Below are 17,722 nucleotides of genomic sequence, written 5' to 3'. Positions count from 1 at the left end.
CGTCAAGCGTAGACCGGGGTTGAACCGCCGTTAAGCGACGTCGCCGTCGATGATCGGACCGCCGACGGGCGCCTTGACGCCGTTCTCCCACAGGAGGAAACGATCGGTTTCGCTGATCAGGGCCCCGGCGATCCAGCTGACGATGATCACGTCGTCGGCCAGGCCGAGCACCAGCAGGAACGCCTCCGGAACCATGTCGACCGGGGACACCACGTACAGGGTGGCCGCGGTGATCGCCATCAGCCGGCCGAGCCCGTCGTACCTGCCGCGCAGCGTGGCCAGGACCATGCGCGGCATCGCGCCCAGCCGGTCCGCCAGACTGGCGCTGCTGCCGTTACCCGTGATGAGTGCCTTCCACAGCGCGGTGAACGCCGCGGTACGACGCAATGTGCGTCCCATCTCGCCTCCATCCGAGCGCAACCGAAGAGCGCTACCTTTCTCGCATGAGCGAGCGTTACCAGCCGACGATCCGCTGGGTACGTAGGAGCCTCAGCGAGGATTCCCCAGCGGGTCTCCCGAGTGAGGCGGGTTCACTATGAGCGAGCGTACTGCGCAAGGGGCCGCGGCGGCACACCGTCGCGGCAGGGATCTGGCGCGGCTGGCCGTCTACGGCGGCGGCGCGCTGGCCGGGCTCGGCCTGGCCACCGTCGGCGTGCTGCTCGGCCAGGTCGAAGCGGCCCGGCGCACCATCCCCATCGCCCAGGCCCCGCCGCCCCGCTCGGACGGCCTGTACGGCGGCCGGTTCGGCGGCGAGCCCGTGCACATGGCCATGCTGGGCGACTCCTCGGCGGCCGGGTTCGGCGCGCTGCGGGCCCGGCAGACCCCGGCCGCGCTGATCGCCACCGGACTGTCCCGCCGTCTGGAAAGGCCGGTCCGTCTGCACAGCCTCGCCGTGGTCGGAGCGACCTCGGGAATGCTGACGCACCAGGTGGAGGAGGCCCTGGAGCTGAACCCCGACCTGGCCGTGATCCTGATCGGAGCCAACGACATCACGCACCGGGCCGGGCAGGCCGCCTCCGTGCGCCACCTCGCCGACTCGGTGCGGCGGCTGCGCGAGGCCGGCGCCACCGTCGTCGTGGGCACCTGCCCCGACCTCGGCGCCGTGCAGCCGATCCGGCCGCCACTGCGCTGGCTGGCCCGCAGCTGGAGCCGCCAGCTCGCCGCGGCCCAGACCGTCGCCGTGGTCGAGGCCGGGGGCCGCACCGTGTCCCTGGGCGAGCTGCTCGGACCGACGTTCTCCGCCCAGCCGCACCGGTTGTTCGCCCGGGACCGCTTCCACCCCTCCGCCGAGGGCTACGCGCTGGCCGCGTCGGTGCTGCTGCCCACGGTGGTGGCCGCGCTGCGCAGCCCGGCCGGGCCGCAGCGCGTGGAAGCGGGCGCACGAACCGCCGCCGACGGGGTACGGTCGCTGCCACAGGCCGCGGTCGAAGCGGCGCGCCACGCCGGCACCGAGGTCGCCGGGGTACGCGTCGACGGCCGTGATCGCGGCCCGGCCGGCCGGTGGGCGCAGCTGCGCCGCCGCATGTGGGAGGTCGTCCGCCAGGGCGAGGCCCCGGCCGGCCTGGCAGACCAGACGAAGGTAGTGGAGCAGGCATGAGCGAGCTTGTCGAGCGAATCAGCGGGCTCAGCGGCCATGTCCGCGACGAGCGGAGCGAGGAGCGGGCATGAGTTCCGTGGCACGGAGGATCGGGAAGGCTGCCGCGATCACGCTCATCGCGGGCACGGTCGGCGGTGCGGCGCTGCTCGCGGCCGAGGCGGTGGTGGCGCGCAGCCGCCGGTACGCCAAGCCGGGGCTCGGCCTCGCGCTGCGCACCACCGTGGGCGCGGATTCCGCCGCCCCGCTGCGGCTGGTCATGCTCGGCGACTCCGCGGCGCTCGGCGTGGGTGTGGACCGGGTCGCCGACACCGTGGGCGGCCAGCTGGCCGCGCTGCTGTCCGGCGGCGAGTCCGGCAAGGGCGGCCCGGTGCAGGCCGTGGCGCTGTCCAGCGTCGGCGTCGCCGGGTCCCGCTCGTCCGACCTGGCCACCCAGGTGGCGCGCTGCCTGCTCGGCGACCGTCCGGACGTCGCGGTGATCCTGGTCGGCGGCAACGACGCGATCACCCTGCGCCGCCCGTCCGACGCGGCGGCGTACCTGGGCGCGGCGGTGCGCCGGTTGCGCGAGGCCGGGGTCGAGGTCGTCGTGGGCACCTGCCCCGACCTGGGCGCGGCCCGCGCCATCGCGCCGCCGCTGCGCCAGGTCGTCGGCTTCCTGGGCCGCCGGGTGGCGCGGGCGCAGGTGCGCGCGGTGCACGCGGCCGGGGGCGCCGTGGTCGACCTGGCCGCCGAGACGGGGCCGGTGTTCCGCGCCGACCCGAACACGCTGTCGGCCGACCGCTACCACCCTTCCGCGGACGGCTACCGGGTGTGGGCGTACGCCCTGCTCCCCGCCGTGGCCCACGCCGCCGGAGTCACCCCCCGCCTGCCCTGACCCCGCCCCCGCGCGGGACGGGCGCCCGGTCAAGATCGGCCGACTTGCCGGGCACATGTGCGTATCTTGAGCTGCCTTTCGCCCACATGCCAGGCAAGTCGAGCAATCATGCGGGGCGGGCGGGGCTGATGACTTTCTCACCCGGTCTGGTGGGGCAAGTTACCGGGGAGTTAACGTTCGTTCATGTCAGATGCTGTCATCGTCGCCACCGCCCGGTCCCCCATCGGCCGGGCCGGCAAGGGCTCCCTGAAGGACCTGCGCGCGGACGACCTCACCGCCACCATCATCCAGGCCGCCCTGGACAAGATCCCGGGCCTGGACCCCGCCGAGATCGACGATCTCTACCTGGGCTGCGGCCTGCCCGGTGGCGAGCAGGGCTTCAACATGGGCAAGGTGGTCTCCACCCTGCTCGGCCTCGACTCGCTGCCCGCCGCCACGGTCACCCGGTACTGCGCGTCGTCACTGCAGACCAGCCGGATGGCGTTCCACGCGATCAAGGCCGGCGAGGGCGACGTGTTCATCTCGGCGGGTGTCGAGATGGTCTCCCGGTATGCCCGCGGCAACTCGGACTGGCTGCCCCCGGACGCCGCCGCGGCCGTCGGCGGGAGCTGGAACAACCCGCGCTTCGAGGCGGCCCAGGCCCGCTCCGCGCAGCGCGCCGGGGCCGGCACGCCGGTCTGGACCGACCCGCGCGAGACGGGCGAGCTGCCCGACATCTACCTGACGATGGGCCAGACCGCCGAGAACCTGGCCCAGGTCCACGGAGTGACCCGCGAGGACATGGACGCTTTCGGCGTACGGTCGCAGAACCTCGCCGAGCAGGCGATCAAGGACGGCTTCTGGGCCCGCGAGATCACTCCGGTGACCCTGCCCGACGGCACCGTGGTCAGCCAGGACGACGGCCCCCGCGCGGGCGTGACGCTGGAGGGCACCGCCGGACTCAAGCCGGTCTTCCGCCCTGACGGCCGGATCACCGCGGGCAACTGCTGCCCGCTCAACGACGGCGCGGCCGCAGTCGTGATCATGAGCGGCAGCCGGGCTCGCGAGCTGGGCCTCAACCCGCTGGCACGGATCATCTCGACCGGCGTCACCGCGATGAGCCCCGAGATCATGGGCATCGGCCCGGTCGAGGCGACCCGGCAGGCGCTCAAGCGGGCCGGCATGACCATCGACGACATCGACCTGGCCGAGATCAACGAGGCCTTCGCCGCGCAGGTCATCCCGTCGTACCGGGAGCTGGGCCTGCCGCTGGAGAAGGTGAACGTGATGGGCGGGGCGATCGCCGTCGGCCACCCGTTCGGCATGACCGGCGCCCGCATCACCGGCACACTGATCAACAACCTGCAGTGGCACGACAAGAGCATCGGCCTGGAGACCATGTGCGTCGGTGGCGGCCAGGGCATGGCGATGATCATCGAGCGCCTCGGCTGACACTCCCGCACTTCACGGCGTCGAGCCGTCGGGAAGGGCACCTTCTACAACGCGGAGCGTTGGGAAGGTGCCCTTCCTTCGTCTCAGGTGAGGGTGCGGCGGAGGGCGGCGATCTCGTCGGCGGCGGCGGCCGTGAGCTCGTGCGGCGGGGAGGCCGCGACGAGGTCGGCCACGACGACCTTGAGCTGGTCGGGCAAGGCCAGATCGGACAGCCGGGGCACGTCGCGGCGCGGCGTGCCGGTGAGGTCCGCGGCCTGGTCGGCGAAACGCTGGACCAGTTTGTGCAGCTGGTCGCCCTGATCGCGCCAGCGGGCGGGGGTCCAGTGTCCGACCTGGTTGGCCAGGAGGTCGACGGCGCGCGTCAACTGCTCGATGCTCACCCCGCGATTGTCCCGGCCCGGAAAACGGACCGCCGCCCCGGGGCGTCCCCGGAGCGGCGGTCGTCGGGTGCGCCCGCTCGGGGCGCACCGGTCAGTCTTCCGAGAAGTAGGAGATCAGGCGCAGGATCTCCAGGTAGAGCCAGACCAGCTCGACGAGGATGCCGAACGCGCCCAGCCAGCCGTACTTGCGCGGCAGGCCGGCGGCGATGCCGTCCTCGATCTGCTTGAAGTTGACCACGAACATCAGCGCCGCGACCACGATGCAGACCAGGCTGAAGCCGATGGCGATCGGGCCGCCGTCACGCAGCGGGCCGACCGAGCCGCTGAACAGGTAGATCACGAAGTTGACCAGCATGACCACGGCGAGGCCGGCCGCCGCGCCGATGACGATCTTCATGAACTTCGGGGTGGCCCGAATGATCTTCATCTTGTACAGCGCGGCCATGGCGAGGAACACCGAGAGCGTGGCGATGACCGCCTGCAGCACGATGCCCTCGAAGAAGTACTCGTAGGCCTTGCTGATCAGGCCGAGGAAGACACCCTCGAGCACCGCGTATCCGAGAATCACCGCCGCGTTGGTGACCTGGGCGAACGAGATGACCAGGCCGACGATCACGCCGAGGAACATCGAGGCGTACAGCACCGGCCGCATGACCTCGAACGGCACCACGTACCAGGCGATCGCCGCGGTCGCCGCGGTCGTCGCGAGCAGGGTCACGGTCTTGACGACGACGTCGTCGATCGTCATCCGGTCGACGTGCCCGGACTGGACGACCTCCGGGTAGCCGCCCTCCGGGTAGCCCGCCGGGGCGCCCTGGCCCGGCACCGAGTACCGGGGCTGCTGCGCCGCCGCACTGATGCGGCTGAGCACCGGGTTGGAACTCTTCACAGCGGGTCTCGCCTCCTCCACAGGGAATGTGCCGACAGAGTAGCGGATCGGCGCACCTACGGAGATCACGGTTTTTCGAGCCTCCCACTGGCGGCCGGCCGGGCTGGGAGAACCGACCCACGCGTCGCGGTGTCGGAGGTCACCTCAGTCGGCGACGCTTGCGGCGCGCGGATGCGGTCGGACTCGACCACCACCCAAAACAATCACCACGCCCGATCCTTAATGAAACCTTATGAAAAGCCTGCGAATTCACGTCGTCACAGGGTGTCCATCGACCGTTACCACACCTCGTGAAATTCGGAGAGAAAAGCAGGCAACCAGGGGGTGACAGACCGTCGGGCGCTCGCTATGCTCGTCCACAACGCGCTCCAATCGCCCGCTTCCCCCGTGGCAGGCGATCGGAGCGCGTCACTATTTGTGAAGCTTTTCGCCGCGTCTTTCGCGCATCGCCCACCGGGCCGCGGAAACGCCATTCGGCACACCGGCGCGGACCACGGCACAACCTGCTGGTGCCCGGGGCGGGACTCGAACCCGCACGCCTTTCGGCAGTCGCTTTTAAGGCAACCGTGTCTGCCGTTCCACCACCCGGGCGCGTTACGCATGTTGCTGTGCCCTGACACGGTAGCGGTTCGCCCCGGCCCGAAGCACGCCCGTTGTCACTATCCGGAGAACGTGAGCACAGCGGCCGATCGGCCACAAGCGCACGCGAAGCGCTAGGGTCAAGCGCGTGACGAGCACCGCGCCCGCCCTCACCACCGCCCCGGAAAACGCCGAACTGCCTGGCCAACGGGGTGGTGCGGACGCGTCCGCGGCAGGGCGGCCCGCCCGGCGGCACGAGTGGGCCCGCGACGTCCTGGTCGGCCTGGCCTTCCTGGCGCTGGCCGGATGGCTCACCCTGGGGCTCTGGCCGGATCCGGAAACCCGCACCCTCGCCCTGAACCCGCCCGACCAGATCCTCTACGAGTGGTTCCTGGCCCACGACACCATGCTGTGGAGCGGCGACTTCTCGCTGGTCACCGACCGGCTGAACGCCCCGTACGGGGTCAACCTGCTCGCCAACACCACGGTCATCCTGCTCGGCGGCCTGCTCGCCCCGGTCACCGCCGCGTTCGGCGCGGCCACCACGTTCGCGCTGCTGGTCGCCCTCAACCTGGCCGGCACCGCCATCGCCTGGTACCTGCTGCTGCACCGCACGCTGGGCGCGAGCCGGATCGCGGCCGCCGTCGGCGCGGCGTTCTGCGGCTTCGCCCCGGGCATGGTCTCGCAGTCCAACAGCCACCTGCACATGACCGCGCAGTGGCTGATCCCGCCGATGCTGTGGTGCGTCGTCGAGCTGGCCCGCGCCGCTCGCTCCGGCACCGCCCGGCCGCGCCGGGTCATCGGCTGCGGCGCGCTCTTCGGCGTACTGGTCAGCCTGCAGGTGTTCATCGGCGAGGAGACCCTGTTCCTCACCGCACTCGCGCTGGCCGTCGTGACCGTGGCCTACGTGGCGATGACCCGGCCGCCGCGGGCGGTGCTGGCTCGCTTCGCCGCCGGGCTGTCGATCGCCGTCGCGGTCGCCGTCGCGCTGCTGGCATATCCGCTGTGGGTCCAGTTCAAGGGCCCCCAGTCGGTCTCCGACGGGGTGTTCAGCCCCTTCTACTTCTCCGCCGACCTGGCCGGGTTCACCGCGTTCTCGCCGCTGACGGTGGCCGGCGACGAGGCGGCGGCGAAACTGACCACCGGGCCGGCCGAGTACAACACCTTCCTGGGCTGGCCGCTGGTGCTGCTGTCGCTGGGGCTGCTGGTCTGGCAGCGGCGGGACGCGCTCGCGGCGGCCTGCGGCGTGGGCGCGCTGGTCATGTGCTCGCTGGCGCTCGGCCCGCAGGTCATGCTGCACGGCGAACGCACCCCGCTGCCAGGCCCGTACCGGCTGCTCATGCACCTGCCCGTGGTCGACGGCGCGCTGCCGATGCGCTTCGCGCTGGCCGCGATCCCGCTGCTCGCCGTGCTGCTGGTGCTGGCGCTGCGGCGGGCTGAGCGGTCGGACCGGCGCGGCGTGCGGATCGCCGTCCCCGCGCTGGTCGCCGCGGCGCTGGTGCCGCTGTTCCCGACCCCGCTGCCGACCGCCGACCGCGCCGCCGTGCCGGCGTTCTTCGCCGACGGCCTGTGGCGGCAGTGCGCCACCGACGGAGACGTCATCGTCCCGGTGCCGCTGCCGACCCCGGAGCAGCCGCAGCCGATGCGATACGCCACCGCGGCACTGACCGCGTTCGCCCTGCCCGAGGGCTTCTTCATCGGCCCGCACGGGTCGAACGGCAAGGCGACCATGGGCATCGGCAAGCGCACCACGTCCTGGGTGCTGTCCGAGGTGGCCCGCACCGGAGTGGTGCCCGCGATCAACGACGACCACCGCCTGGACGCCCGCAAAGACCTGACCAAGTGGAACGCCGCCTGCGTCGTCCTGTCCCCCGGCCACCCCCGCCACGCCGAACTCCAGCGCACTCTGGAAGCCCTCCTCGGCCCCGGCACCCCCTCCGGCGGCGTCCTCTACTGGCCCCGCAACTGGTGACCCCACCCCACCCGCCTCCGGCGGGCCCGCCTTCCTGCGGCAACTCTTAAAGACTTGCGGCCTCGGGGTCACGGGGTGGCCGCGAGTGGTTAAGGGGTGGGCCAGGGGGGGCGGGGGTGGTGAGGGGTGGGGGGGCGGGGGGGGGACCTGGGCGAAGGGGTCCATGGGCTGGTGGAGAGCGCCCAGGGAGACGACTTCGCGCTTGAGGAACAGGGCCAGGGTCCAGTCGGCGATCACGCGGACCTTGCGGTTCAGCGACGGGATGCGGCTCATGTGGTACGTGCGGTGCATGAACCAGGCGACCCAGCCCTTGGCCTTGAAGCCGTAGACGTGCGCGACACCCTTGTGCAGGCCGAGGCTGGCCACCGAGCCGACGTGCTTGTGCCGGTACTCCCGGATGCCCTTGCCGCGCACGGTGGCGATCAGGTTGTCGGCCAGCAGGCGCGCCTGGCGCACCGCGTGCTGCGCGCTCGGCGAGCACATCTCGCCCGCGGCGGCGGTCAGATCGGGCACCGCGGCGCAGTCGCCCGCGCTCCACGCGCCCTCGACGAAGGAGTCCCCGTCGACGACCCGCAGCGTCGGGTCGCAGGTGAGCTTGCCCTGGGCGTTGCGGGGCAGGTCGGTCGCGGCGATCATCGGGTGCGCCTTGACGCCCGCGGTCCACACGATGGTGTCCGCGGCGAACTCGCCGCCGTCCGACAGCTTCACCACGCCGTCGACGCAGGACTCCAGGCGGGTGCCCAGGCGCAGGTCCATGTTGCGCTTGAGCAGCGCCTCGACGGTGTACGCGCCCATCTGCGGCCCGACCTCAGGGAGCACCCGCTGCGTGGCCTCGACCAGCACCCAGTGCATGTCGTCGGCCTTCAGCTCCGGGTAGTAGCGCAGCGCGTCGCGGGCCATGTCCTCCATCTCGCCCAGCGCCTCGACCCCGGCGAAGCCCGCGCCCACGACCACGAAGGTCAGCGCGCGCTGCCGCGTCTGCGGGTCGGTGGTCGCGGCCGCGATGTCCAGGCACTCCAGCACGTGGTTGCGCAGCCAGATGGCCTCACCGATGGTCTTGAAGCCGACCGCGTGCTCGCGCAGGCCCGGGATCGGCAGCGTACGGGAGACGCTGCCGGGCGCGACGATGATGTGGTCGTACGGGATCTCCCGGGACGGGCCCACCACCGGCTGCACCGTGGCGACCTTGCGGGAGTGCTCGACCTTCGTCACCGCCCCGTGCACGATGTTGCAGTCGCGCAGCTCCCGGCGCAGCGGCACGACGGTGTGCCGGGGGGAGATGTTGCCGGCCGCGGCCTCGGGGAGGAACGGCTGGTACGTCATGTGCGGCTGCGGGTCGACGACCGTGACCTCGGCCTCGGTCGAGCGCAACTTGCTGGACAGGCGCAGGGCGGCGTAGAGGCCGACATGGCCGGCGCCCACCACCAGGATCCGTACAGGCTTCACGCATTCACGCTACCGCCGTGACATCGCCCTGATCAGCGCCGATGCCTGTGATCCCGGACAGCGACGGCCGTCACGCCGCCCTGATCAGGGCCGCCTGCCCAGCCGAGTGAGCAGCGCCACGGCGGCCGCGACCACGGCCAGGCCCACCACGAGCGCCACCGTCGGCGTGGTGATGTACATGCCGGGCAACACCGTCATCAGCAGCACCGCGAGCACCCCGGCCGCGGCCAGCACCAGCCCCGACCGCACCGCCCAGCGCAGCAGCACCTGGTTGTCCACGATCGCGTCGTACGGCAGCACCGCCGCCAGCGCCGCCGCGTTGTGCAGCAGGTAGAGCGCCGCGGCGGCGCCCAGCAGCCGCCCTGTCGACGGCTCGGCCAGGAACAGCATCGTGTCGACGAGCCACATCCCGACCGTGGCCAGCATCACCAGGGTCACCACCACCCCGCCCGGGGCGAGCGCGGGCACCGCGGCCAGCGCCAGGAAGCCGAGCATCATCCGCGCGGGCAGCCCGCCCGGGGCGGCCAGCAGCAGGCCGGTGAAAGCGGCCACGAAGACCACCCCGCGCACCAGCAGCGGGCCGCCGGTGATCCGGCCCAGGTCTCGGACCTGCGAGAGAAGCTGTTTCATCGCAGCACCGCCTTCGGCGCGGCGGCCAGCCGCGACACGTCCCGCAGCACGGCGTCCAGGCTGCCCGCGCCCGCCCAGGCGACCACCGGCACCCCGTGCTCGGCGAGCTGGCCCATCGTGTTCTCCCGCTCGGCCTTCCACAGCCGGTACGACACGTCGCTCCAGGTGTTCACGGGCGGCGAGGTCAGGTCGGTGGGCAGCGTGTCCACGGCGACCACGAAGCGACCCGAGCGGGCCAGGCCGGCCAGCATCGCCGCCGAGCGGGCGTCCAGCAGCGGCGTCAGCACGACGACCAGCGCCGCCGCCGAGATGCCCGCCGCGAGCTGCGCGCCGCCCCGCTCCTGCGCGGTCGGGCTCGGGTGGGCGTCCAGCAGCCACTCCAGCACCGTCAGGTACTGCCGCCGGCCGCTGGCCGGGCGCAGGCGGCGGGCCTGCGCGCCGTACTCCAGGACCGAGACGCGGTCGCCGCGGTGCAGGTAGTGCTCGGCGATCGCGGCCGCCGCGCGTACGGAGCGGTCCAGCACCGAGGACGCGCCGCCGATGCCGCCGGAGCGGCCCGCGTCGGCCAGCAGGTCCAGCAGGACCACCACCTCGGCGTCACGGTCGGACAGCGTCGCCGCCACGTGCAGCCGCTCGGTGCGCAGGGAGACCCGCCAGTCGACGCGGCGCAGCCGGTCACCGGGGCCGAACTGGCGTACGCCCGCCAGCTCGCCGCCCTCGCCGGGCCGCCGCGAGCGGTGCTGGCCGACCAGGCCCGCCGCCCGGGGCATCGCCTCGTCGGCGTTGAACGGCTCGGTCAGCGGATACACCTTCACGCCCAGCGCGCCGGTGACCACGGCCCGGCTGACCAGCAGCCCGTCCGCGGCGACCGCATGCGCCGACGCCGGGCCCAGCCAGTGCCGCCCCCAGCGCACGGCGGGACCGGCCAGCTCGACGGCGGTGGCCACGCCCCGGGGCACCAGGGTCACGTAGGGACGGTTGCCGCCGCGCCGGGACGGACCCGCTTCGGCGGCCCCGCCCTCCAGCCGCAGCCAGGGCGAGTGCTGCAGGTGCACCACCGTCAGGTCGTACCCGGTGATGTCGCGGTTCTCCACCTCGACGGTCGCGCCGAGGTCACCGCCCTCGACGGGGAACGACTCGACCGTGGACAGCCGCAGGCCCGGCAGCGTCCGCGGCCGCTTGGCCAGGGCGAACGCCACGCTCAGCGCCAGCGGCGCGGCGAGGATCACCAGGTCCGTGCGGCCCAGCAGCACGGCGGCGACCAGCAGCAGGCCCGCCACCAGCACCGCCCGGCCCAGCGCCCGGGTGGGCGCCCAGTTCTCGCCGGTGTCGGTGGACGCGACGGGCTCCAGGTCGCCCTCGGGGGAGCCTGGCTGGGACATCTCAGCCTCGCAGCCCGGTCGACCGGTACGGCGGGTCCAGCAGCTCGTCCTCTAACTCCGCCAGCCGCCGCCCGGGGGCCGGCTGGCGGCCTGCCGCCGCGTGGCTCGGCAGCGCGCCGCTGACCGGGGCCGGCGTCGCGGCGAGCACCTCGGCCACCACGGAGACCGGGTCGATGCGCTTGAGCCACATCTCCGGCCGCAGCGTGATCCGGTGCGCCAGCGCGGGCAGCGCGACCGCCTTCACGTCCTCCGGGATGACATAGTCGCGCCCGGCGAGCGCCGCGCGGGCCCGGGACAGCAGCAGCAGGGCCAGCGAGCCGCGCGGCGACGAGCCGACCAGCACCGCGGGGTGCTCGCGGGTGGCCGCGGCCAGCGCCACCAGGTAGCGGCAGATGGAGTCCTCGACCTCGATCTGCTCCAGCCCGGCCTGCATACGCAGCAGCGTGGCCGCGTCGACGACCGGCTCGACCTCGGACTCCTCCTGGCGGCGCACCATGCGCCGGCGCAGCACGTTCAGCTCCTCGTCGGCCTCCGGGTAGCCGAACGACACGCGCAGCATGAAGCGGTCCAGCTGCGCCTCGGGCAGCGGGTAGGTGCCCTCGTACTCGATCGGGTTGGCGGTGGCCAGCACGTGGAACGGGGCCTCCAGGCGGTACGTCACGCCCTCGACGGAGACCTGCTTCTCCTGCATCGCCTCCAGCAGCGCCGCCTGCGTCTTCGGCGGCGTGCGGTTGATCTCGTCGGCGAGCAGCAGGTTCGTGAAGACCGGGCCGGCCCGGAAGGTGAAGTCGTGGGTGCGCTGGTCGTACAGGAACGAGCCGGTGACGTCGGCGGGCAGCAGGTCGGGGGTGAACTGCAGGCGGCGGAAGTCCAGGCCCAGCGCCTGGGCGAAGGTCCGCGCGGTCAGCGTCTTGCCCAGGCCGGGCAGGTCCTCCAGCAGCACGTGGCCACCGGCGAGGATGCCCGCCAGCACCAGCTCCAGCGAGTCGCGCTTGCCCACCATCACGGTGCCGACCCGGTCGAGCACCTGCTGGGCGAGACGGCCCACCTCAGCGGCGGGGATCGGTTGCATGCTCACAGTTTCTCCAAGGCATTGACGATCACATCGAGTTCGCGAGGGCTGGGCGGGCGCTTGGCCGGCACCGTGAGGAGCGTCCAGAGCGGATCACCGAGCAGCCTACGCGCGCGTTCGGGCTCGGTCGCGCGGTTCACGCCGTGGTGCTGGCGCAGCCGCTCGTCGACCACCTCAGCCAGGCGCGGCTGCACCCGGCGCTGGAAGCGGGCGGCGTCGGTGTGGCTCCACTCCAGGATGGTCTCCCAGCGGGCCACCGCCAGCCGCAGCCCGTCGGTGACCTCGGACTGGTCGTCGGCGACGGCTCGGCCCGCGCGCCGGGGCGGCAGCGGGGCCTTCAGCGAGCGGGCCATCCGCCACACCCCGACCACGGTCAGCGCCACCGCGAAGACCAGCGGCAACGACATCTCCAGGCTGAACACCTGGAGCGTGATCCAGCCCGCGGCGGTCCAGGCGACGGCGAAACCGAGCAGGCTCAGCCAGCGGGTCGCCCTCGGACGGGGCGGGCGGGCCGCGACCGGCCCCTCCGGCCGGCTGAAGCCGCCGAGCAGGTCGCCCAGGGTCGCACCGTCGTCGACGTCACCGTCCACGAAGTCGTCGTGCTCGCTCATGCCCCCTCCTCGCTGCGCTCGTCAGGGGCATGTCCAGTGCTCATGATTCGCTTGCGAAGCCCGCTCATGCTTTCACCTCACCGCGGGTGCCGGCGGTCAGTTCGTCGCGCAGGCGATGCAGGGAGGCCCTGGCCTGCAGGCGCATGTCGTCGTCGACGCGGTGGGTGGCGTAGCGGGCGCGGCGGTACACGTCGGCGAAGCCGTTGAGCACGCCGGCGTCCAGGCGGCGGCGGTGCAGCATGCGTACGACCAGGTCGGTGGCGGTGTCGTCGGGCAGGCGCGGCACGCCCGCGGCGGCGGCGGCCTGCTCCAGCCGCACCCAGCAGGCGATGACGGCGGTACGCGGATCGGCGGCGTCGTCGTCGAGGTCGAGCAGGCCCGCGTCCAGTGCCGCGACGACCTCCTCCTCGTCGGTCAGCTGTGCGATGCGCACCGGCGGCTTCTCCCGGATGGCCCGGCGGCGGAACTTCGTGGTGGACTTCGCGGCGGCCTTGAGCAGCACGATCAGCACGGCCGCACCGATGGCGAGGAGCACCGCCAGCCCGACCACGCCCAGCCAGCCGGTGTCGGCGGCCTCCTCCGGCGGTGCGGACGGCGACGGGGTGGGCGTGCGCGGCGACGGCGAGGCGGTCGGGGTGGGGTTCGCCGACGCGGACTGCTCCGGCGCGGCCCGGCCGATCGGCAGCACCGAGACCGAGGCCGTCGCGGCCGCGAGCATCAGCAGCGCGGCCACGGCCAGCAACGGCCACCAGCGACGCAACGCTCCCATGTTCCCCGCTCCGATTTTCGCTTCTGCCCGGCGGCGTCAGGTCGCGGCCCGACGCGGTCGAGGTCGACTCAGTCGAGGCCGGCGAGGTGCCGGGCCTGGCTCAGCACGTCGTCCAGCATGGCGGGTGTGAGCCGCCCGGTAAAGGTGTTCTGCTGGCTGACGTGGTACGAGCCGAGCAGCGCCGGTCCGCGCGACGAGCTGGCGGCGCCGCCCTCCGGGAGGAAGACGGCCCCGTGCCCGAACTTCGGACGCGGCACCGGCGGCTTGACGCCGTACACCGTGGACAGCGTAGGCCACCACGCCGCCCACGCGAACGCGCCGAGCGCGATCACCACCCGCAGAGTCGGCCGCAGCAGCGTGACCTCGCGGTGCAGCCAGGGGGCACAGGTGTCGCGCTCGACCGGCGTCGGCTTGTTGTCCGGGGGGGCGCAGCGCACCGCGGCGGCGATGCGCACGTCGGTCAGGTGCAGCCCGTCGTCGCAGGACACGCTGGTGGGCTGGTTGGCCAGACCCGCCCGGTGCAGCGCGGCGAACAGCACGTCGCCGCTGCGGTCACCGGTGAAGATGCGCCCGGTGCGGTTGCCGCCGTGCGCCGCCGGGGCCAGCCCGAGGATGAGGATGCGGGCGTCGGCCGCGCCGAACCCGGGGACCGGGCGGCCCCAGTACACCTCGTCGCGGAACGCGGCCCGCTTGGTCGCGGCAACCTCCTCCCGCCACGCCACCAGCCGGGGGCACAGGCGGCAGCGGGAGACCTCCTCGTCGAGCGCGGCCAGCTCGGCCGCCCTCGAGCGCAGCTCGGAGGCCGTCCCGGCGGGCCGCCGGGACGAGCCGTCGGCCGAGGTCACAGCTTGGTGCGCAGCAGCTCCACCGTGCGCGCCCAGGCGCTGGCCGCCGCCGAGGCGTTGTACACCTCGGGCCGGTCGTCGTTGACGAACGCGTGGTGGGTGCCGGGGTAGTCGTGCACGACGCAGGTGCCGCCGGCCTCCTCGATGGCGGCGCGGGCGGTCTTGATGCCGGGCGCGGCGGAGGTGCCGTCCTCCTCGCTGCAGTGGATCATCGCGGTCTTGCCCTGGTAGTTCGACCACTGCGGGGCCATGCGCTCCCACGGCAGCGCCGGGTAGAAGCCGACCGCGGCAGTGATCTCGTCGCTGACCGTGGCGGACCACAGCGCCAGGCTGCCGCCCATGCAGAAGCCCACCGCGCCCACGCCGCCCGTGGTCTCCGGCCGCCCGGCCAGGTATCGCGCGGCTCCCGCGATGTCCTTCGCGGCCTGGTCCATGGCCAGGCCCATCATCAGCTTGCCGGCCTCGTCGGGCTCGGTGGTGTGCGCGCCGTGGTACAGGTCGGGCGCGAGCGCCACGAACCCGGCCTCGGCGAACCGGTCGGCCAGCGAGATGATGTGCGGGACCAGCCCCCACCACTCCTGGATCACGATGACCGCGGGTCCACTGCCGCTCTTGGGCAGCGCGAGGTAGCCCTCACTGGTCCCCCCGTTGCTGGGGTAATCCACCATTTCACCCATAGGTCGTCCTCCTGACGGTCAGTCGTCATTGGCTGGTCGCACAGTCGTGGCGTTCCGGGTAGCCAACCACACCGGACGGTACCGGGGAAGACGACGGCGGCGTGGCGAAAGTTACGACTTATGGTCGTAACTCACCACGCCGCCGCAGAAGTGATATAGCGGGCGCGAGCTCAGCTCACTTGTCGGACAGGCAGAGGAACTTGCCCGTGGTCTTGCCCTGCTCGATGATCGAGAACCAGGAGGTCGCGTCCGGCCACTGGCCGCAGCCCGTCGCCGACTCGGCCTGGGTCGCGTTGACGCCCTCCAGCACACCCAGCACCTTGTACTTGGCCTCCGCCGAGTCGCAGCCGACGACCTTCATGTCGTCGGCGTTGGCCGCGTCGGTGATGCAGTCGCCGGCCTTGGCGATGTCGGTGGACCCGCTGAGGTACTTGTACGCCAGACCGCCGCCCAGCACGACCACCGCGACGACGATGTAGCCGAGGATCTTCTTGCCGATCCCGGCCGCGACCGACTTGGCGCCCGAGGGCTCCGTCGCGGTCTCCTGGGCCGCCGGGACCGCCGGGGTTACCTGCTCGCTCATGTGTTTCTTTCCTTCCGAGGGGTGCCCTCGTCCGGAACGGGTCGCGGCGGGGGCGTCTTGTCTCACGTGCCGTCACGGAGACCGCGTTACCTTAGCGTTGGCTGTGAATCTTCGCGACCTGGTTGCCGGAGACCCCCGGCATGCGGTACGGACGGCCGAACAGTGCCGCCGATTCAGCGCCGGGGGATCCTCCGTTCAGCGACGGAATTTCATGCTCCGTGACGCCGACCGCTCACTTCTTGATCTGCTCCAGGCACCACACGCTGCCTCGGCCGCCCTTCCGGCCGATCCAGATCACGTACTCCGTCGTGGGGTACGCGTCGCAGGCGCTGTCGGCATTGAACTCGGTCTCGGTCTTGTCGGCGAGGACCCCGACGACCCGGTTCGCCGCCTCCGCCGAGGTGCAGTCGACCACCCGCGCGTCCTCGACGGCGGTGAAGGTGTTCACGCAGTCGCCGACCTTCGCGTTCGCCACATTGCTCTCGACGGCCTCGACGATGTCCTTGAAGAAGCCGCTGACCGCGTCCGGCTTCACCGCGAGCACCGCCCCACCCCCGCAGCAGCAGAGCAGGAGCACGGCGGCGATGACGATGGCGATGGTCTTTCCGGTCTTGCGGCGCGGGGGCGCCGGAGTGACGTATGGCGAGGACGGCACCTGCCGGCCGGGCTGCTCGTACATGGGAAACCTTCGTGATCGAGGGGTGGTGGCGCGGTCATTCTGTCGTGGCCGCCCGTTGCGCACCGCCCCGTCGCCGCGCCGTCCGGCCATTCCCGCAGCCTGCCGGACGGCACCGGCCACATTCCCCACCGAAAGGACGGCCCTCACGATCCACATCGGGAGGGCCGTCCTGGTCGTTCAGTTGCGCTTCCGGGGCCGTTCACCCACCCTGCGGACGCTCGGCTGCCCTCATCGCCGGGAAGGGCTCGGCTGCGGTGCGGGCGTTCCCGACGGGGTGGCCGCGGGTGTCGCGGCGGAGGCGCTCGGGGACGGCGTGCCCGACGGGGACGGTCCGGCCGACGGGACCCCGGCGACCGGGGTCTGCCACGGCACCGGCTCCGGCGACACGGCTACCCAGGGCAGCTGCGGCGCGGTGAGGTCGGGGCAGGACGGGTAGACGACCCGCCACTCCCAGCCGCGTCCGCCCCCGCCGGGGCCCTCCCAGCCGAAGCGCTGCGCGCAATACCCGAGCACGACCGGGCTGCCGTCCTGGTCCACCAGCCGCGCACCCTGGATGATCTGACCATCCGGACCCAGCACGAAGACATCGTTGACCTGCTGATACGGGTCGCCCACCCAGGATGTCGGCGTCGACTCCCGCCAGGACGAACCCACCAGCCGGTCGTCCGCCGCGACCCACAGTCCCAGGCCGAAGACGACCATCACCGCCGTCGCCGCGCCCAGCGCCACCCGGTCCCGGCGACGGGTCGGTGGGACCGCCGCGGTGCGCCGACCGAGCCAGATCGAGCCGACCACGAACGCAGCCAGCACCAGCAGGCCGAGCACGGTGCTGCCCTCGAAGCGGGGCAGCAGACCCAGCCCGTCGCCGTCGCGCCACAGCTGCGCCACCAGCATCGCGGCCAGCCAGCCGCGCACCACCCACCAGGCCGGGCGCAGCAGGGCCAGGAACTCGCCGAGGCGCTGGTACCCGATGATCGGGCCCAGCCGGCGGTCCAGCCCCGCCCAGCGCGTCCGCACCCGGGACGACGCCCGCCCGGCCCAGGCGAACCGCCGGCTGGGACCCCCCGTGTGGCCCAGCGTGGCACGCAGCTCCGCGGCGTACATGCTCGGCGGACCGAGCCGCTCGGTCAGCGTCACCCCGCCGCCCTCGGCCTCGATCTCCGCCGCCACCTCGGCCAGGTGCGCCGGCAGGTCCTCCAGCAGGTCGTTGCGCGCCTGCTCGGGCAGGTCGGCCAGGGCCGCGCCGACCTGCGCCGCGTACTGTGCGATCTCGACTGGCTCACTCATGCCTTCTCCTCGCTCCGCTCGT

At 72.8% G+C, this 17,722-nt stretch carries 17 protein-coding genes, 1 tRNA gene and 1 pseudogene; 4 read left to right on the top strand and 15 right to left on the bottom strand.

The window, feature by feature from the left end; genetic code table 11:
• Positions 1-30: 30 nt before the first annotated feature.
• Complete coding sequence (locus tag AB0B66_RS03050) at positions 31-399, bottom strand: DUF1232 domain-containing protein (RefSeq protein ID WP_360522020.1); 369 nt, start codon at positions 397-399, stop codon at positions 31-33.
• A 136-nt stretch (positions 400-535) separates the two neighbouring features.
• On the opposite strand from AB0B66_RS03050, the gene AB0B66_RS03045 reads away from it, so the two are divergent.
• The 3 genes from AB0B66_RS03045 to AB0B66_RS03035 all read left to right on the top strand — a co-directional run bounded on the left by AB0B66_RS03045 (position 536) and on the right by AB0B66_RS03035 (position 3,899).
• Positions 536-1,597, top strand: a complete 1,062-nt coding sequence (locus AB0B66_RS03045; RefSeq protein ID WP_360522017.1) for an SGNH/GDSL hydrolase family protein — start codon at positions 536-538, stop codon at positions 1,595-1,597.
• Positions 1,598-1,664: 67 nt separating this feature from the next.
• Positions 1,665-2,468: an SGNH/GDSL hydrolase family protein gene (locus AB0B66_RS03040; RefSeq protein ID WP_360522014.1), complete on the top strand. Its 804-nt coding sequence runs from the start codon at positions 1,665-1,667 to the stop codon at positions 2,466-2,468.
• Positions 2,469-2,651: 183 nt separating this feature from the next.
• On the top strand, positions 2,652-3,899 hold the full coding sequence (locus AB0B66_RS03035) for an acetyl-CoA C-acetyltransferase (protein ID WP_360522011.1): 1,248 nt from the start codon (positions 2,652-2,654) through the stop codon (positions 3,897-3,899).
• 83 nt (positions 3,900-3,982) lie between these two features.
• Here AB0B66_RS03035 and AB0B66_RS03030 read toward each other — a convergent pair whose 3' ends face one another.
• The 3 genes from AB0B66_RS03030 to AB0B66_RS03020 all read right to left on the bottom strand — a co-directional run bounded on the left by AB0B66_RS03030 (position 3,983) and on the right by AB0B66_RS03020 (position 5,759).
• Positions 3,983-4,279, bottom strand: a complete 297-nt coding sequence (locus tag AB0B66_RS03030; protein WP_360522008.1) for a hypothetical protein — start codon at positions 4,277-4,279, stop codon at positions 3,983-3,985.
• Positions 4,280-4,370: 91 nt separating this feature from the next.
• A complete protein-coding gene (locus AB0B66_RS03025; RefSeq protein ID WP_360522005.1) occupies positions 4,371-5,168 on the bottom strand; it encodes a Bax inhibitor-1/YccA family protein in 798 nt (265 codons plus the stop codon).
• Between the two features lie 507 nt (positions 5,169-5,675).
• A tRNA-Leu gene (locus AB0B66_RS03020) sits at positions 5,676-5,759 on the bottom strand.
• Between the two features lie 136 nt (positions 5,760-5,895).
• Between AB0B66_RS03020 and AB0B66_RS03015 the strand changes: the two genes are divergently transcribed.
• Complete coding sequence (locus AB0B66_RS03015) at positions 5,896-7,719, top strand: hypothetical protein (protein WP_360522002.1); 1,824 nt, start codon at positions 5,896-5,898, stop codon at positions 7,717-7,719.
• Positions 7,720-7,866: 147 nt separating this feature from the next.
• Here the strand turns inward: AB0B66_RS03015 and AB0B66_RS03010 are convergent.
• The 11 genes and pseudogenes from AB0B66_RS03010 to AB0B66_RS02960 form a co-directional block, all read right to left on the bottom strand.
• Positions 7,867-9,165, bottom strand: a pseudogene (locus tag AB0B66_RS03010) (NAD(P)/FAD-dependent oxidoreductase); the annotation flags it as partial.
• Positions 9,166-9,249: 84 nt separating this feature from the next.
• Positions 9,250-9,795: a hypothetical protein gene (locus tag AB0B66_RS03005; RefSeq protein ID WP_360521999.1), complete on the bottom strand. Its 546-nt coding sequence runs from the start codon at positions 9,793-9,795 to the stop codon at positions 9,250-9,252.
• The gene (locus AB0B66_RS03000) at positions 9,792-11,177 is read right to left on the bottom strand and encodes a DUF58 domain-containing protein (RefSeq protein ID WP_360521996.1); all 1,386 of its coding nucleotides are present in this window, start codon (positions 11,175-11,177) and stop codon (positions 9,792-9,794) included. Before AB0B66_RS03000 ends, AB0B66_RS03005 begins: the two co-directional genes overlap by 4 nt.
• Position 11,178: 1 nt before the next feature.
• On the bottom strand, positions 11,179-12,249 hold the full coding sequence (locus tag AB0B66_RS02995) for a MoxR family ATPase (RefSeq protein WP_360522910.1): 1,071 nt from the start codon (positions 12,247-12,249) through the stop codon (positions 11,179-11,181).
• Positions 12,250-12,251: 2 nt separating this feature from the next.
• A complete protein-coding gene (locus AB0B66_RS02990) occupies positions 12,252-12,860 on the bottom strand; it encodes a hypothetical protein (protein WP_360521993.1) in 609 nt (202 codons plus the stop codon).
• Positions 12,861-12,924: 64 nt separating this feature from the next.
• On the bottom strand, positions 12,925-13,629 hold the full coding sequence (locus AB0B66_RS02985; protein WP_360521990.1) for a DUF4129 domain-containing protein: 705 nt from the start codon (positions 13,627-13,629) through the stop codon (positions 12,925-12,927).
• Positions 13,630-13,697: 68 nt separating this feature from the next.
• Positions 13,698-14,423, bottom strand: coding sequence for a uracil-DNA glycosylase (locus AB0B66_RS02980; RefSeq protein WP_360522907.1), 726 nt, complete (start codon positions 14,421-14,423; stop codon positions 13,698-13,700).
• Between the two features lie 47 nt (positions 14,424-14,470).
• Complete coding sequence (locus tag AB0B66_RS02975; RefSeq protein ID WP_360521987.1) at positions 14,471-15,151, bottom strand: dienelactone hydrolase family protein; 681 nt, start codon at positions 15,149-15,151, stop codon at positions 14,471-14,473.
• Between the two features lie 175 nt (positions 15,152-15,326).
• A complete protein-coding gene (locus AB0B66_RS02970) occupies positions 15,327-15,734 on the bottom strand; it encodes a hypothetical protein (RefSeq protein WP_360521984.1) in 408 nt (135 codons plus the stop codon).
• 232 nt (positions 15,735-15,966) lie between these two features.
• Positions 15,967-16,413, bottom strand: coding sequence for a hypothetical protein (locus AB0B66_RS02965; protein WP_360521981.1), 447 nt, complete (start codon positions 16,411-16,413; stop codon positions 15,967-15,969).
• A 228-nt stretch (positions 16,414-16,641) separates the two neighbouring features.
• Complete coding sequence (locus AB0B66_RS02960; RefSeq protein WP_360521978.1) at positions 16,642-17,700, bottom strand: hypothetical protein; 1,059 nt, start codon at positions 17,698-17,700, stop codon at positions 16,642-16,644.
• Positions 17,701-17,722: the final 22 nt, after the last annotated feature.

Origin of the sequence: Catellatospora sp. NPDC049111 (assembly GCF_040648615.1) — a bacterium.
Lineage (GTDB): Bacteria > Actinomycetota > Actinomycetes > Mycobacteriales > Micromonosporaceae > Catellatospora > Catellatospora aurea.
The sequence above is the reverse complement of the archived record's forward strand: the minus strand, read 5'-3'. Positions and strand labels throughout refer to the sequence as shown.